Raw genomic sequence first — 16549 nt, forward strand, 5'->3', positions numbered from 1 at the left:
CCATTCGGGAACCCGGCTTCTTCTCCGCAGACTCTGTCAAAGTGGTGCCCATCAGATTGGAAATGATGGGCATCACTTTGATGTCGCCCTCAGCAACTGTCTATAACGGCCGGCATGAGCCGCTTACCACCGGTCGGCGGACCCATCTGTATGCGCGGGCGGCATGCTCCCACGTGAAACGAAGTGGTCCAGCAGGCGGACAACCGCCCAGTAATCGCGCGTCGGGCCAACGAGCTTTTCGTGTTTAGAGCGCAGCGATGTGTAGGCCGCCATGGTTTTCCCCTCGATCTACGATGATTCGATGGTATGGCGATCGGTGCGGGCGTCCAATCGGAGCCGGACGAATGTTGTCTCAGGAAGCGCTGGTTGAGGCCGTCAGGACTTCCTGAATCGGATCGCCCTTGTGCGGCGGAAATTGAAGGTTTACCTATCGGCGGGCTTTCTGCGCTAATGGCGTCAGGATGTCCTGACGCGTGATTCAGCATCTCATACTCTGATTTTGCAGTAAGCGCTGAATGCGGTAGGAAGTCTGCTAGTCGATCATGAACATGAAGACATGCAACGTCGACTTGACGAATTATGATGGGCTATCTGTCGGAGAGGGAGAACGTCGTCTCGCAGATCGACGCGATATGTCTGCGACTGTTCGACACTTGGTGCGAGACGCGCAGCTTGACGGCACTTGCGTATCTGATGCTTTGCTGGCTATTGCGCGACAGTAGCCCCAGCGCGCTCAGGCGCCTTGGCGAAACACTTCGCGATTTGCGGCGGAATCACGCGAATCGGATCGACGACTGTGACTTCCGCGCGCTCTGCGAAGTGGCAGATCTGATCGACGAATTGGCCGCGCCGCGCAGAGTCACGCTGATGGCGCGAGCGGAGTAGGGAGAGAAAATGCAAGCATAAGCGCAAAATTCGTGGAGCGTGCGGCGGATTTGACGCTGCGGTGCGCGTTGTCGCAGCGGACCTTGAAGCCGGCAAGGGCGCGCAGACTAGGCTCTGGATCGAGGTCCAAATATTGGACTCCCACAATGGCGGCACTCGCGCGAATATTTGGGATAGGAACCGGTTCGCGTGAACCTGTGAGTGGAAAGCGATCTTGCAACTCGTGGAGCGGTATCTCGAAGGAAACACCGCATCATGACCGATTTGGCCGCTTTAGTCGCGCACAAGGGATTCTTATCGTCGACGATACGCCGGGGAATCTTGGTGTGATTGTCGACAGCTTCGAGGCGCACGGCATTCGGGTGCTGACGGCGCTCGATGGGACGGAAGCGGTCGAGCGTGCGGTCTTTGCGCAGGCGGACGTGATCCTGCTTGAAGTGGAGATGCTAGGCATCGACGGCTTTGAGACCTGTCGACGCCTCAAGCACGATGAGCGCACGCGCGACATCCCGGTCATATTCATGACCTCGCTCTCAGGCAACGCGGACCGCGTCGAAGGTTTTTTGGTGGGCGGCGCCGATTATGTAACCAAGCCGTTACGTGTCGATGAGACGCTGGCTCGCGTTGGCGTGCACCTTGAACTGCGGATGACGCACAAGCAGGTGCTCGCGCAGAACCACCTGCTGCTCGCGGAAGTAGCCGTGCGAAAGAAGACGGAAGCGGTGCTATCGGCAGCGCGCGACGATCTGGAGCACCGCGTCTCGTTGCGCACCGAAGAGCTCGCGCATGCCAACACGAGCTTGCTGGCGCAGATCGACGAGGGGAGGCGTGCAGACGCTCGTCTCAAGGAAAGCGAGGCTCGCTTTCGCGCGATTGTCGAAACGAGTCCGGTGCCGCTGTGCATCACGTCGATGCCTGACGGACACATCCTTTACACAAACCGGCCGCTGCGTGAGCTCTTCGGTATGGAAGAAGCCTCGTCCGCCAATATCGACGATTTCTATGCCGAACGTGGCGAGCATGAGCGTCTGATCGAGCATCTACAAACGAAGGGTGGCTTGCGCAATACAGAAGTCAAATTGCGGCGTCTTGACGGTACACGATTCTGGGCGATGGTGACGGCACGCGTTGCGACTTACGACGATTCTCCGGCGATCTATGTTGGCCTGAACGACATCACTGCGCGCAAGCAAATGGAGCAGGAGCTCGTCGAATCGCGCGAGGAGCAGCGCGAACTGTCCGCGTATATGGAGGCGGTTCGCGAAGAAGAAAGAAGGCGCATTGCGATGGAAATTCACGACGAACTGGGGCAATTGCTGACTGCGCTTAAGATGGACGTGTCCCTGCTCAAGATGCGTATAGCGTACGACGCGGAAGCGTCAAAAAAAGCCGACGATATGCGCCAACTAGTCGAAGGCACGATCTCGATGGTGCGAAATGTCGCGAGTCATTTGCGGCCCGCCGCGCTCAACTTCGGAATTGCGTCTGCCCTTGAATGGCTTGTCGACGAGTTCAACCTCCGGAATGCTATTGTGTGTGAATTGCGCATCGAAGGCGGAGAACCCTCGCTGTCCGATTCACATGCCACGGCCTTATTCCGCATCGCACAGGCGTCGCTGACGAACGTCGCGCGGCATGCCGTCGCCACACATGTCGAGGTGACGCTTGTTTCGACGGCGGCGAAGCTCCTGCTGCAGGTGCGTGACGATGGCCGCGGCTTCGACCAGCAAGTCGTGAGGGGCGACTATTCATATGGCCTGCTCGGCATGAACGAACGCGCGCGGCTGATTGGCGGATCGCTTTCAATCGAAAGTGCGCCGGGCGCGGGCACCATGGTTTCAATTCACATTCCGCTCGATGGCGGACTTCGAACATGATCAGGATACTCATCGCAGACGATCATGCAATCGTCCGTGGTGGACTCAGACAAATCATAGCTACTACGAGCGATATCGTCGTTGTGGCGGAAGCGGCACAGGGGTCAGAAGTGATCGATGGGTTGCGCTCGCGGGCAGTCGACCTTTTGTTGCTCGACATGACGATGCCAGGCATCAGCGGTGTCGTCCTGATTCGCAGAGTACGGGCGGAACATCCTTCATTGCCGGTGCTCGTACTGAGCATTCACGATGAGGCTCAGGTCGCGTCCCGCGCGCTGCGCGCGGGAGCGACGGGGTATCTGACCAAAGACAGTGACCCGGAAGTGCTGCTCGCAGCGATCCGCAAGCTCGCGGAGGGCGGGCGTTTCCTCGACCCGAAGCTCGTCGATGCAATGGTCTTCGATACTCAGCGCGACGACGTGCCTCCTCATAAAGTACTGTCGGATCGCGAATTCCAGGTGCTGCAGATGCTCGCGGCGGGCAGGAGCATCAATGAAATCGCCGAGACATGTACGCTCAGTGCGAAAACTATCAGTACACACAAGATGCGATTAATGCGCAAACTCGGACTGTCCAACAACGCCGAGTTGATTAGATACGCGATCCGGCATGGGCTGATCGTCGAGTAGAAGGATGCTGGCAATCGCCTGATGAAATGAAGTTACGAGTGGTCGTCAGCGAGTTCGCACGCATTTCTCTTGCCGCGCGGGCGACATTGCGGGCGCTAAGGATGGCTGGCGCAATGGATTGTAAGAAGTATCTGCCAGCGATTCACATTTCGCGACCGGGTAATCGAATTTTACCGCTCCTACAGATATTGCTCCACGGAATTGGGATTTGACTTGGACCGGTAAGCCTTTGCTTGCATCCAGCGGTGATCCGCGAAATGCCGATAACGTCCGTCAAGCTCAGTCACGCGTTTGGCCTGTATCACGATGGCGCTACGTCGCCGAGTGGCGCTAGATAATGCAGCGCTTCGATACCGTCCAAGGGTGATTCCACCAAGTTCACGGTAAAACGAGCGGCGGCCGGGATGACCGTTTGGCCTGCCGAGATTCCCGAACCGGCTTACGTCAAGCACATCTTTGTCAAAGCCAGCGCGCGGCTCAATAGCCGTGCCGAAAATGGTAATCAGCCGACCGTGAACGCGAGCGACGCATGCGTGGCTTTCGCGATCCTGAACGCGCGCAAACAGCTCGCGGCACGCTTCACCGCGTGGCGGCGTTTGGCAGACGTCACCGAAATTCCGTCCGCTTTCTGAGCCAGCGTTTTCCCTCCCCGCTAGGTTAGACCGTGGCCAGGAGATCCTGAATCACCCCACGCACCACACGTTCGAGCCCGAGAGTCAACTAGAACCCGGACAGCAGATTGCATCGAAGGCCTAGAGTTCATCTGGCTCGTTTGACAGTCTGGATATACGGAAGCAGTCGATTACCAGCGTCGCCACCACTTGAAAGAAAGCCTGATAAACCGGGCGCGACCATATAAGGTGTAAAGTAAGCGCGAAATAAGGCGCACCTAGCCTCCGTAGTCGGGAAGATGCAAGCTGCGCCCGCAGACTTGGATTGCGGACGCAGATAATGACCGACACTGACTTTGACTTTTCCCCCTGCGGGTGATCCGGACATGTGCTGATGGCAAGCATGGATCCAACCCGGAGGGCAAGCGCAAGCTGATCGAGGCCTGCCGCCTGCCTGGCGCATCGCTGGCTGGCTTGTCGCTGAAGGCCGGGGTGAATGCGAACCAGTTGCACAAGTGGGTGCGCCTGGAAGAGCAGCGTGAATGTACTGCTGTCCAAATGCCGATCTTGGGCAAGCACCATCGGCATTCGCGACAGTCGTCACAATCGACGACGCGGCCCCGGCGTTGGTCCCAAGGGGAGCTGTGCCACCCGCATCGGAATCGGCGCCACAGCGTGAACCTTCTCGTCCTTCGCCGCGCCCGGCATCGCTGGCGGGCCTGTCGGCGACGCTTCCCAATGGGGATCTCGTTGAGCTCGAGTGTACCGGGCGCGACGCTTCACTCGTGACGGCGATGACCGCAGCATTGCGAGCGCGCTGATGTTCCGCTTCGATACGGAGCTGCGAGTCTATCTGCACCGCGAGCCGATCGACTTCAGGGCTGGGATCCACAGCCTCGTCAACCTGGTTGAGCAGTCGATGCAGATCGATCCGCTCGCACGCGCCGTGTACGCGTTCAGCAACCGGCGGGCTAACCGCATCAAACTGTTGCTGTGGGAGCGTAACGGCTTCCGGCTGATGCTGCGCCGCCTGGAAGCAGACCGGTTAGTGTGGCCGCGCCGGCAGCAGGCCGTCATCGAACTGACGACCGAACAGCTGCATTGGCTGCTTGAGGGCATCGACATTGAAGCGGTTCGTCGACATCCATCCCGCCGCTATCGGCCCGAGACGATCGACACAAACCTTGATTGATATCAAGGCGGCACGTAAACCTGTTTCGGCGGTTTCATCGCTATCGTGAGAGGCATGGACACACATCTTCTCTGGACTTCCGCCGGCCGCCCAAGCCTATATCCGTGAGCTTGAGCAGGGTACTGCTGACCTGGCCCCGCGCATACAGACCCTCGACGAGCAGTTGGGGCTTGCACAAAGCCAGCGCTTTGCGCCCCGCAGTGAGAAGCTCAAGGATCGCGTGTTCAACGAAGCCGAACAAATGGCCCAGGCCTACGACGACGCTGATGATGCGTTCGCGCTGCCTGACACCGGACTGCCGCAAGTCAACGAGCCGGAAGGCGGCAAGCGCGGGCGCAAACCGCTGCCGGCCAACCTGCCGCCCCAGCGCATCGAATACGACGTTCCCGAGGACCAGAAGATTTGCGCCTGCTGCGGTCACGGTATGCACCGCATGGGCGAGGATAACAGCGAGCAGTTGCACATCGACGTCAAGGCGTCGGTGCTGCAACAGGTGTGGTTCAAGTACGCATGCCGGCATTGCGAGCGCCACGCAGACCGCACGCCGGTCCTGATTGCGTCGATGCCTGCAGGCGCTGCCGGGCAGCAATGCCAGCGCGTCGGTGATCGCCACCGTCACGGCCGGCAAGTTTGTCGACGGTACACCGCTGTACCGGATGGCAGACGTATTTGCGCGCGCAGACATTCCGGTAGGCCGTGGCACACTGGCCAACTGGATCATCCGGCCCGCCGAGCTGCATTACAGCCGCCTGTACGCAGCGCTGCGTAAGACGCTGCTCTCGCAGCCGCTGATTCACGGCGACGAAACCACGGTGCAGGTACTCAAGGAGCCCGGCAAGAGCGCGCAGAGGAAGAGCTATATGTGGGCGTACCGCAGTGCCGAGGACTGCGGGGAGCCGGTGGCGCCAGCCGGAGCGCAGTCAGGAACATCCGAAGAGGTTCCTCGCGGGCTATAGGGGCTTGCTCATGAGCGACGGCTACGCTGCGTGGCGCACGCTCGAAGGCCCAACTCACTCCGGCTGCCTGGCCCATGCGAGACGGAGCTTCGTCGACGCGCTCAAGGGGCAGAGGAAACCCGGTTGCCGCGTAGCGCAGGCACTCAAGTACTTAGAGGCACTGTGCTAGGTCGAGCGGCTTGCCAAAGGGAATCGGCCTGAAGGCGAGACGCGTATCGGCTACATGTACCGCCTGCGCCAGCAGCACAGTGTTCCATTGCTCGAAGCATTCAGGAAATGGCTCGATGAGCAGACCCCTGAGGTGTTGCCCGAGAGCCTGCTGGGCAAGGCAATTGGCTATACACGCAACCAGTGGGAATACCTGAGCCGCTATGTGGCAGATGGGCTTGCCCCGGTAAACAATAACGTCATGGAACGCGATATCCGCCCCTTCTGCACAGGCAGAACTTCGGGGCTGTTCAGCGACACCTTTGCCGGAGCAAAGGCGAGCGCCATGGTGTACAGCTTGATCCGGACCTGTCGGGCCTGCGGCGTCGAGCCCTATGCGTACCTGCTACACGTGCTGACCGAGTCGCCGCAACGCGCGCCGGATGCGGACATCAGCGATCTGCTGCCGTTCAACTATGCGAAGCGCAGCGCCGAGTCGAAAGCGAGCTGACACACAAGACGCGCGCAGGCCGCCACGTCGGCGCACACTCCCCGAACACAATTGGAAACATCGCCGGTCAATATCGACCGTCGCGATGGGGCTACTCACGCGCGCAGAATGCAAACGATTCCTCATTCTCTGTGCTAAATCTAGCGCTTACGGTGTAGAGGTATTGATCACGGCGACGCGTCGGAGGACGCGGGTAATTAGGACCCGCTCGATGCCGGGCAATGCGCACGACGGTCATCTCATGGAAGAAGCGCTGGACTACGCGGCGATTCTCAGTGACGTCCAACCTGAAATCGTGATCGTCGACCGTGGTTGCCGGGGGCGCCGAACCGGACAGCGTTAGGGTCTACCACCCCGGTCTGCGCCGTGGCATCACGCGAACGTTGCGCGTCATGATCCGGCGGCGTAGCGCGATTGAGCCGACCATCGGGCATATGTAGACGGATGGCGCGGTAGAACGCACTTCCAAACGATTAAAATATTAAACAATCGTTATGGCATTAAAAAAACGTTTTATATCAGTGTGACTGGTAATTAGTGATATCGTGGCATTTATTTTGCACAGTATCAGAATCCGAGGTTTAGACCTTGTGCGCGGCAACGAATTTGCGCAGTTATAGGCATCCCCGTCTGGCGCTCGATGGCCTTCGTTGCCGACGTGGATGATGGCTAGTTGACGAGTGTTTTACTTACAAAGGAAGGCATGAATTTCTTTCGCGAAAACGTTCTCGGCGCTGTGTTGCTGCTATGCGTTCTTTGTGCAGGATCGGCTCATGGCGATTTATCACTGTCTGGGACTCCGCCGGACCCGATGCGGTAGTGACCAGCATAATATCCTATACAGGAACTGTCACGCTTGAAAAGGCCAATGACTTGGTTTCTGCGTTGGAACAACGCCAATCACGGGCAATGCGGGCCACTGAAAATCAGTGGCACAAGATTGTCGCGCTGATCTGATGAAGTTACCTGCCGGCGGGACGTCATAGACCCGCGAGGCAGTTCTGGGCGGCAATGGGCGTACTTGCATGGATTCGACCACGGCTGAGCCGTGCGAGGGCGTGCGCGTCGCGTTCTATCGGGCAACACCTACGGAGGCAGCATGACCTGCATTGTGGCGCTGACAGATGGCAAGAAGGTTTACATGGGTGCGGATTCGGCAGGAGCGGGGGGGGGGGCCATCACCGTGCGCGCCGACCCCAAGATTTATCGGGTGGGACCGTTCCTGATCGGCTTCACCACATCCTTCAGGATGGGGCAGCTTCTGGGCCATAGTCTGACCGTCGCGCCGCGCCCTGAGGGCACCGATGTGTTCGCCTTCATGTGCACGACGTTCATTGAGGCGGTACGCGCTTGCTTTACCCGCGGCGGATTCGCGCGCAAGGACGGTGAACGCGAATCGGCTGGCACTTTTCTGGTTGGGTACATGGGGCGCATCTTCCAGATTCGCGGCGATTATCAGGTTGCTGAACGCGCCGTGAACTTCGATGCCTGTGGTAGCGGCGAACAGGCGGCGCTGGGCTCACTGCATACCACCGTCGGTGTGCCGATGCGGCCGGACGTCAGACTCGAACGCGCTTTGGCCGCGGCGGCCGAATTTTCAACGGGAGTCCGTGGCCCGTTCCGGATAGAAGTGCTGGACGGCCAGACCGCTCAACGATCGGTCGAAGAAGAGGTAAGCGACGTTTGATCTACCTGCCGCTCACTTACGACGAATGGGTGATGGTTGAGCCGCTCTTCGGTTCGCAGACGCTTGGCCTTGGCCGTCCGCGCGTCGCCAGTCTGCGGGCTGAAAGCCATCGTGCATGTGCTGACCAAGGAATGCCGCTTGGGGCATCTGCTGCAGAACCTCGGCTTCCCGTCACACATTACCGCCCGGCACAACTCCAAGCGCTGGCAGCAGAAGGGCACGATGGACGTCGTGCTTGCGGCTCCCGGGGTCGCTCGGTCGCGTACTGAGGCAGAGCCATGCCCAGAAGGCGGTCGGCGTACACGTCGCGCGCGGCGGGAATGAAGATCTTAGTCACGGTGCGGTACGAAAACCCCTTCGCCGAACAGCAGGCAGGTTCTCCGGAGGATCAAGATGGTGCAACTGAAAGTGGCTAAAGGCGAGAAAGTCTTCGATTATTTGGGAGGGCGTAGCATTCGGTCACTGATGTTCTATGTGAACGGAAAGGAATACGACAGATTGGTCGTGACGTCTATTTAAGGCTGAAGGAAACGGTCAAGAAATGGCTGCCTCAATACGATGTCGTTGGGCCTGAAATCATCGAGGGTCAGTCAGGAGCGAAGAAGTGGTGCGCCTTCAACGACGATGCAGCGCTCAAGGCGTCGTCAGTAGCGAAGTTACAGAACGAAATGACGCAGAACTAGAGGGAGCAGGCCAACGCGAATCCTTGCTGGTGATCAGAAATTCGAGGCAGTCTACAGTATTGACGGCCGATTCTTCCGGCGCTTCATCGGACTGGCGCGGACGCGCCCGCGCGCGTGGCGTTCGTGGCTCCTGTCGGTGTGCATGTTGCGTTTTCGATCGTGGACACTGCACTCGGTGCCAAGCTGTCGTTTCTCACCACAGAAATGAGGGTTGCACTGCTGTTGCGCCACGCGGTGCATTACCGCCACCTGTTCGCCCTTTTTACGTTGGTGAGTCTTGTGATCAATGGTGGCGTGGTTATCTGTTCTCCAGCTTATAGTCAGTCGGTTGACCTTGCACCGGCACGCGTGACTGACACGCGACCTGGTGCGGGGTTATCTGCGTGGCCGTGCGCATTTTCCCGTCGAGCAGGACCTCTGTGAGTGTCGGGCATCGACCGTCGCTGCTCGCGTATCACACCCTAGGGCTGAAACTGCAACGGGATAGGAATGTGCGTGAAAAGGTGGAGCGACTAGGACGTAGTCGTTTTGAGCGCTGCAGTTGGCCGAGATCCGTTATCGTGAATCAACCAGCGATATGCGGTGGACTAGGCAAAATCTGACACTTGTTGGGTTTTCATGCTGGCGCGCATCGGCGCGGAGGACGTAGCGGGTAGCGGCGATGCACGTCGCGAACACCGAGGAGTCCGAGACTGAGGAGCAAAAGGTAATCCGTGCCAAGGTCGGCACGCTCGGGTTGGCCCATCAACTTGGCAATGTCAGTCAGGCCTGTCGGGTAATGGGTCACTTGCGGTCGAGGCTGCCGTTGCCGAATAGCGGGGAGGGAAAGCGCTTGTTCAGAAAACGGACGGAACTTGTGTGATCTCTGTGAAACGCCGCTACGCGGCGAAACGCTCCCCGAGCTGTTTGCGGTAGGGTGAGGCGCATAGCAGATGTCGCTTGAGCGTAAAGTGCTGTGAGATCGAACCGAAGCTCGATGAGAAAGTCTGCGTGCGCTCAGGATCGCGGAAGCCGCGCATGCGTCGCTCGCGTTCACCTGTCGCCGACTGAGGACTGCTTGCGGCCCGATTACTGACCTGAGCGCGGGCTGCGCCGGAACGCGCGACTTGCTTCAAACCTTTGAAGATAAAAGGTTCATCGAAGGAAGCCGAGGAGCTTTAGGGAGCGATTGCGTAGCCTGAGACCTGAGTTTAAGGAACTCAGGAGGCGGGTTGGTTCGATCGCATTGCACTGCAGGCACTGGCGTGCTGGATGGGTTATCGTTGGGGTGCGTGGAATGGCCGCAATGTGAAGGCCAGACGCTATCGCTGTAACTGAAGCCGGTGAAGCAAGGCTATGTACCGCGAGCAGTGCGGAGCGCGGTGCCGGCAGATCCATGAGACGACGGTTCGGTGCGTCCGCGATCTCCCGCCGTTCGAGTACCGGGTGGTGCTGCATGTGCTGCGCCACCGGGTTTGGTGGGCATGGTCCACGTCTGCCAGCCCAGATCGTAGAAGGCAGCCACCGCCTGTACGCTGGGCGCCTGCACCAACTTCTCGCAGGCCTTGGCACACCACGGTCAAGTTGATCGACAAGATGCGCCCGCGCGCTCGTGTGACCGAGCCGGACTGGTCGATGATCCTCTATCTGTCGACGGACGAGTTTGCGCTTCATAAGGGTCATCGCTACGCGGTGGTGGTGGTCGATCCGATCGGCCGACAGGTGCTCTTGATCGGTCCCGGACGTTCCCGCGAGATCGCGCGGGCCTTTTTCGAGCGGCTTCCTGAAGGCGTAGCCGGGCACATCCAGGCAGTTGCCATCGATCTGGCGATGGCCTATGAACTTGAGATCACCGCCCACTGCCCACAGGCGGAAATCGTCTGCGACCTGTTCCACGTCGTCGCCAAATACGGGCGGGAAGTCATCGATCGCGTGCGCGTCGATCAGGCCAACCAGCTTCGCCATGACCGGTTAGCCTGCAAGGTCCTGGAGTCCAGCCAATGGCTGCTGCTGCGTAACCGCCGCACCCTGAAACCTGAGCAGTCGGTGCACCTCAAGGAGTTACTGGCCGCTAACCAGCCGCTGTTATGCATTTACGTGCTGCGCGACGAACTGACACGGCTGCGGTTCTACCGCAAACCCGCTTCGGCAAAGGAGTGGGAGAGTGGTTCGAGCAAGCCCAGCAAAGCGGGATTACCGCTCTGAAATTTGGTCGTCCGATGCTGGACGGGACATGCTCATCACGGTTCGTCAATGCAAACGCTCGAACTAAGTCGCTGACAAGAATCGCCACGGCATCAAACGACTCAGGAAACCGATTTTCGATTTTCGCGGTTCTCCAGTACGCGCGCATTAAGCTGCCATCGACGTCGGCACTAATACAAAAAAAGGAAGGGCGGATACTGGTATGATTAAAATCGACCAAATAGCAATCCGTCAGGATCTTCGTGTTTCCGCGCCATTGCGGCAACACTCCGAGCAGGCGCCGACCGGTGGTGCGGCTAAAACAGGTAGATGCCACTGCAATTGCGGACGACTTCAATTCGCACTTCCACCAGCAGAGGGTCGTCTGCTCACAGCAATATACGATGATTCCAATGTCCTCGGTCCAGTCGCATAGCAGCGTCTTAACCACGCGAAGTCGATCGCGCCCGAGACCGTTAACGGGCACCGCCTCACACACAAGGTGGATGCGGTAACTATGGCCATGCAGATTCTGGCGGTCGCCTTCATGCCAGTAGATCCGGTGCCCGCATGAGATGTCGTGATAACGCTCGCCTGTACGAAGTCGAAAATCTATTGCCGTCATGCGATGGTCAGGAATTCGTCGCATCCGGCTTTGCGATCCCGTGGTAAGCCCCGCGTGACACCGCTCGTCATGGTGGTTGCTGGTGAGGCATGCCACGCGTCGTCGTGCGAATGCGTCGCGCGGACCGCCACGCCGCAATCCCCGCAGTTTTATTAGTGTCTTGATCGGCCCCGTCATGGCCGCTGGCGAAGCTGGCAGGGGCTAGCATGGTCACTGTTCGTGACCCATATGCAGTACCGTCGCATCGTAGTGCGAGCGGGTGTTCCAATTGCAACAGTCGCACATCTGCGGGCAATAGTACTTGAGGTAGCTCATGATCGTGAAAAAAGTCGACAAGCTCGTGGGGTAGAAGTCTGCACAGTGAATGCGGACCGTCGCCGCGGGAAGCAACGGAAGGCGACTGAGGAAGTGAACCGTTTCGATTCCCCTTAGGAGAATCTGGATGTGTGATTCGCTCAGTGCAAGAACAAGCTAGAGCGTCAGGGGTGCTGGTAAGCCAAGGAGAAACTTATCGTCCCGTTCACGGCCCGATGCTAGGGGCGGTGCTCCGGAAGCAAACCGTATACGGTGCGCGCCATCACATGCTTGGGTTACGTATCATTGCCAGCCCCACTGCCGTCGTCCCGCCGCCTGTTCGCTGCGCGTACTGGGCTAGAACGGTGGTCAACAGCGGCTGCATTTAGGCCTGGCTCCTAGGATGTTCGGTGCGGTGTAGCCGGTCGACCGTTCTCGTCGTCTGCCATCACCAAGTAGATGAGTACGAGGAGGAATGTCACGAAAAAGTAAAAAGCAGTTTGGAGACCGTACCATTGCTTTGACATCCACATACCAAACCATTCGCCACCGATCATCATGAAAATCACTTGCCACGTCAGAAAACCCAGCGTAATTCCCGAAATGGCCCACCCTCGGGCCGATAGGACCGTTGCATCGCCATCATGGCGTGCACGCATCAAATTTAGCCCGCCCAATCAGCACAGGGCAGCCGTCAGTATCTGCATCGCAATAATGGTCATTTAGCCTGCATGATGGACCTGCGTCCGGCGGATTGACCGATAGAGGATTCCGTTTTCCGGAAAAGTCTTATCCATTAAAAACACATGATGTACGGAGGCGAAGTTGTGGCGTAATCGGTAATGTTGTCGATGGCCACGACCGAGGTAAGCAGGTCCATTGCGAGTACCATTGCGGCTTTGGAAAGGCGGACTGAGTCAGACAGACTTTCCTATTATTCTGATTGCACTGCCTCGCGTTAAGGGCGGTTCGGGCAACCCAAAAAATTGCTCACGTCAGTCTTCTCATTACAGCGCTCACAAAGATGGCGGGGCGACAGAAGGAGGGCGCACGGATTCATTCTCCGGCCCCAAGGGTTCTCATTTCTGGCATTCGCAGTTGTGAGGCGAATAATAGTCCCAGCCCCCAAAACGACATTCAGTCAGTAATTCGATAAGTTCGTGGAGAGTTGGCGGACGGACGTGCTTTCATGCTCCCGCTAAAGCCTCTTTAGTTCGTCGACTAGCTCATCGACTGTGCGTCGATAAGTTGATGGTGACTTTTCTTTCATGCGTTTGATCGCCTCTACAATTTGCTGGACGGTTGAGGGACTATTATTTTTGAGCTCTTGAATTCCGTCTCTCATGGAGACGAAGCTCTCATAGTCATCGCGACTGGCAGGGGAAAGAGCGCTTCTTTTATGAGGATCAGTGGAATAGAATTCATCGGCCATGGGTGTCAAGACAGCAAGTATTTCTCCGAGCTGATGGCCGTATGAGTATCGCTTTATAATAGCGCGTTCCTTTGCAGGATCTCTCGCGCCCGTAATGTTCAGATTGAATAGTCCGATTTGACCTACCGCCTCGCCCCATGCAGATATCCACTGTGAAACGTCACCGGAAAATGGCAATTGGTTCTGGGTCAAAAGTCTGCGGCCCCATTCGGTCCAATCGGACGCGATCTCGGCTGGCGAGATTGGACGCGGTGGTTCTATTTTCAGTTCCTTGTTCATTTCCGACTCCTTTCGCGACTTCCATGAAATAGTGCCAATGTATGCAATCAGCTCAATCGCGATCAAAAGATGTGTCTGTAGCTTGATGTGACATCGATGGCGTATGCTTTCGGTCCCGGTTTTCTTCGACGATTTCGGTCTTCACCGTGTGACATCGTTCAACTCTACAAAGCTATTTAACTGCCGGCTACCAAAGGCGTCAAGTACAAGTGTTCAATCTCGAAGGCGCGTGAGCTTGGATGCCGTCCACGGATGTCTAACCGTCATTACCGCTCAACTGAGCACTGCGCATAGTCGCCCGGAGATGTGGGCCCCAAGTGCAGTGTTGTCCATTGGAGATATGCTTGCGCTAAGACAAATCAGCTCGCGCAACCTTCGATACGAGTCCATGCCCGTGATGTTTTGGACTGAATTTATCAGCACTGGCTACAAAATATCATGTCCTTATAAAGGCGATACCCGGAACCAGTCACCGAAATTGAGCAGCTACTGAGACTTGCATGCGCGCGGTCAGCCAAGGACTCTGTCGAAAGAACGGGTGAGTTTGTGCCGATGGTGAACGCGCTCCGTGACTTCGCGGTCGCCGTTGCGACGGCAACTATGTCACGGGGTGTGTAGCATGTCGATGCAAACGTCCAATCGATGATACGCGGTGGGCCAGGATTCGGGAAGTTTTCGCCAGAATGATTGTGGGCCCGTCGATATGAAAAGAAATCAAGTCAGTCGCCGGGTTGAGCAGCGGCACCTTTCGCTGGAATTCGAGCCGAGGCAGTGGATCTGAAGCGAAGGTGCTTTGGGCACCGCGGCTTCGACCGAGTTCCCCCTTGCGCTCTAACTCCTTGAGTTTGAGCGACATCAACGGCATCGTCATGTTGGCCGCTGTAGGCTGGGCTGTGTCCACAAAAAAGTAGTTTTTTACAAGCTATGTTTCGACCGTGCAAAAAGAATTCCCATGCCCTGTCGCGAGGCGTTTTTTGAGTGTGACGCGATGATGTGCGGGGTTCGTCTGACGCCTGGGAAGGGCGAAGTGCTGTTGGATCGGATCGGTCGATTCGGTCCTTTTGGTAGAGATTTGGTTCCTAAATGGATTTCTTGCAAAAACAGGCAAGTGGGCGTTATAGAAACATTTTTAGATATTACCGATGGGTTCGGCAATGACTCGCTCTTAAGAAGAATGCCGCTAGGTCTCCATGTTCTCTACGCGGTGCCAGAGCTGATTGGACGCCCTTTCCCCGGACGGTATGATACCTGCGTTAACTTTGGTGGTCCGAACCTCAGCTCCGACGATAGTTACTGGAAAAAACAATCCTCTTAGGATAGGGATATCTGCGGTAGTTTTACGCTGCTTCAATGTATTTCACTATCGGCCTTCCGTCCATCGCAGGGCGGCAATGGCCATTTTGTTGCATCTAAGACGGGCGGATGTCGGGAGCGCGACAAAGCGACGGCGGAAATCGTTGGGGACGGGGACTGGGCGTCTCTTTCTCATGGCGTGCAAATTGCCCGAATGTGGCGCGGCACCTCGCCATAAGGAAGTCTGCTATGCTCACAAAACGCGACCGGCCCTCGGACGCTTGACGCCAGTGTTTGTCGAAGCGATCCCGCAGATCGGCTAACGGAGGCGGCTGTTGTCCAAGCCGCGCATTGCCCGCCAATCGCAATATTGCTTTGTTACTCACTGCTCTTCTCCGTTTTCGCAACAACAATTAACCATGACGCGTGACCGCGGTGACGTATCGGTGAAACTGGTCAATTGCTGCACTGCAGGAACTTTCGAATGTTGCTGAGCATATCCGCAGCACATTTGATTGAAGACAACGAGCGGCTAGGAAGTCGGCGAGATACTCGCAAGCATGAAGTGCGTTTGGCACGCCTGCTTGCGAGTTGGTACACCTCACCCATGCAGGGCGGCAGTCGCTCAACTGCACGCCGCAACGATCTATCCAATTGGACATGCACAGATGGGCCAAGTTACTCGTTATATGCTGCTGACCGGCGCCAGCCGCGGTATCGGTCATGCCACAGTTAAGCTTTTTCAGGAGAACAACTGGGAGGTGTTCACTGTCTCCCGGCGGCCGTTCTCGGACAGTTGCAAGTGGCCTGCTGCGCGCCAAGCGCACATACAGGCAGACCTCGCGGACCTAGATAGTATCGACCGAATCGCTTTGGAAGTCAGGCGACGGCTACCTAATGGACAGTTACACGCGCTCGTCGACAATCCTGGCGTCTCTCCTAAAGGCGAGGACAGATCGCGCCTCGGAGTTCTCAAGAGCGATCTTCGGACTTGGATGACTGTGTGAGCTTCCCCTGAAATTTCGCCTTCCAGCAGGTCGGGTATAAACTCGACCGAAAGGAAGGAAAGAAGAAATGTTTAGGGTACCGCACCAGGTGTACACGGCGGAGTTCAAGGAAGCTGCAGTGCAACGAGTCAAGGACGGGCAAGGCGTGAGTGCCGTGGCCGGCGAATTGGGTATGTCGATACAGACGCTGCGCAACTGGCTCAAAGCGTCGGAAGCCGGCAAGCTGAACGGCCCGGGGGGCGAAGGTCGTCACGGCGGAACAGATGGAGCTTTCGCGT

7 protein-coding genes and 7 pseudogenes are annotated in these 16549 nt (G+C 57.5%); 11 read left to right on the forward strand and 3 right to left on the reverse strand.

Features of this window, described 5'->3' with window-relative positions; all coding sequences use genetic code 11:
* The first annotated feature begins 579 nt into the window (after window positions 1-579).
* The 8 genes and pseudogenes from VSR82_RS38265 to VSR82_RS38300 all read left to right on the forward strand — a co-directional run bounded on the left by VSR82_RS38265 (window position 580) and on the right by VSR82_RS38300 (window position 8495).
* Complete coding sequence (locus tag VSR82_RS38265; protein WP_410851706.1) at window positions 580-885, forward strand: hypothetical protein; 306 nt, start codon at window positions 580-582, stop codon at window positions 883-885.
* Window positions 886-1031: 146 nt separating this feature from the next.
* Entirely contained in the window at window positions 1032-2762 is a 1731-nt protein-coding gene (locus VSR82_RS38270) for a hybrid sensor histidine kinase/response regulator (RefSeq protein ID WP_498858766.1), read from the forward strand.
* A complete protein-coding gene (locus VSR82_RS38275; protein ID WP_018435039.1) occupies window positions 2759-3391 on the forward strand; it encodes a response regulator in 633 nt (210 codons plus the stop codon). Before VSR82_RS38270 ends, VSR82_RS38275 begins: the two co-directional genes overlap by 4 nt.
* A gap of 419 nt (window positions 3392-3810) precedes the next feature.
* Window positions 3811-4023, forward strand: a pseudogene (locus VSR82_RS38280) (IS6 family transposase); the annotation flags it as partial.
* 799 nt (window positions 4024-4822) lie between these two features.
* On the forward strand, window positions 4823-5194 hold the full coding sequence (gene tnpB / locus VSR82_RS38285; protein ID WP_410851708.1) for an IS66 family insertion sequence element accessory protein TnpB: 372 nt from the start codon (window positions 4823-4825) through the stop codon (window positions 5192-5194).
* A 100-nt stretch (window positions 5195-5294) separates the two neighbouring features.
* Window positions 5295-6808: pseudogene (gene tnpC, locus VSR82_RS38290) on the forward strand (IS66 family transposase).
* Window positions 6809-6944: 136 nt separating this feature from the next.
* Window positions 6945-7245: pseudogene (locus VSR82_RS38295) on the forward strand (IS5/IS1182 family transposase); the annotation flags it as partial.
* Between the two features lie 662 nt (window positions 7246-7907).
* Window positions 7908-8495 (forward strand): hypothetical protein, encoded by a 588-nt coding sequence (locus VSR82_RS38300; RefSeq protein WP_429464001.1) that lies wholly within the window; start codon window positions 7908-7910, stop codon window positions 8493-8495.
* A gap of 1561 nt (window positions 8496-10056) precedes the next feature.
* Here the strand turns inward: VSR82_RS38300 and VSR82_RS38305 are convergent.
* Window positions 10057-10266: pseudogene (locus VSR82_RS38305) on the reverse strand (IS6 family transposase); the annotation flags it as partial.
* Between the two features lie 163 nt (window positions 10267-10429).
* On the opposite strand from VSR82_RS38305, the pseudogene VSR82_RS38310 reads away from it, so the two are divergent.
* Window positions 10430-11388, forward strand: a pseudogene (locus VSR82_RS38310) (transposase); the annotation flags it as partial.
* 1270 nt (window positions 11389-12658) lie between these two features.
* On the opposite strand, the pseudogene VSR82_RS38315 reads toward VSR82_RS38310, so the two are convergent.
* Both VSR82_RS38315 and VSR82_RS38320 read right to left on the reverse strand, forming a co-directional pair.
* A pseudogene (locus VSR82_RS38315) lies at window positions 12659-13057 on the reverse strand (DUF2165 family protein).
* Between the two features lie 401 nt (window positions 13058-13458).
* Window positions 13459-13971 carry a hypothetical protein gene (locus VSR82_RS38320; RefSeq protein ID WP_368587464.1) on the reverse strand — a complete coding sequence of 171 codons (513 nt, stop codon included), beginning with the start codon at window positions 13969-13971 and terminating at the stop codon, window positions 13459-13461.
* A 1982-nt stretch (window positions 13972-15953) separates the two neighbouring features.
* Here VSR82_RS38320 and VSR82_RS38325 point away from each other — a divergent pair.
* Window positions 15954-16271 (forward strand): SDR family oxidoreductase, encoded by a 318-nt coding sequence (locus VSR82_RS38325; RefSeq protein WP_498858767.1) that lies wholly within the window; start codon window positions 15954-15956, stop codon window positions 16269-16271.
* A 67-nt stretch (window positions 16272-16338) separates the two neighbouring features.
* Window positions 16339-16549: pseudogene (locus VSR82_RS38330) on the forward strand (transposase); the annotation flags it as partial.

This window comes from Burkholderia sp. JPY481 (genome assembly GCF_038900515.1).
In the GTDB taxonomy this organism is placed as follows: Bacteria; Pseudomonadota; Gammaproteobacteria; order Burkholderiales; family Burkholderiaceae; genus Paraburkholderia; species Paraburkholderia youngii.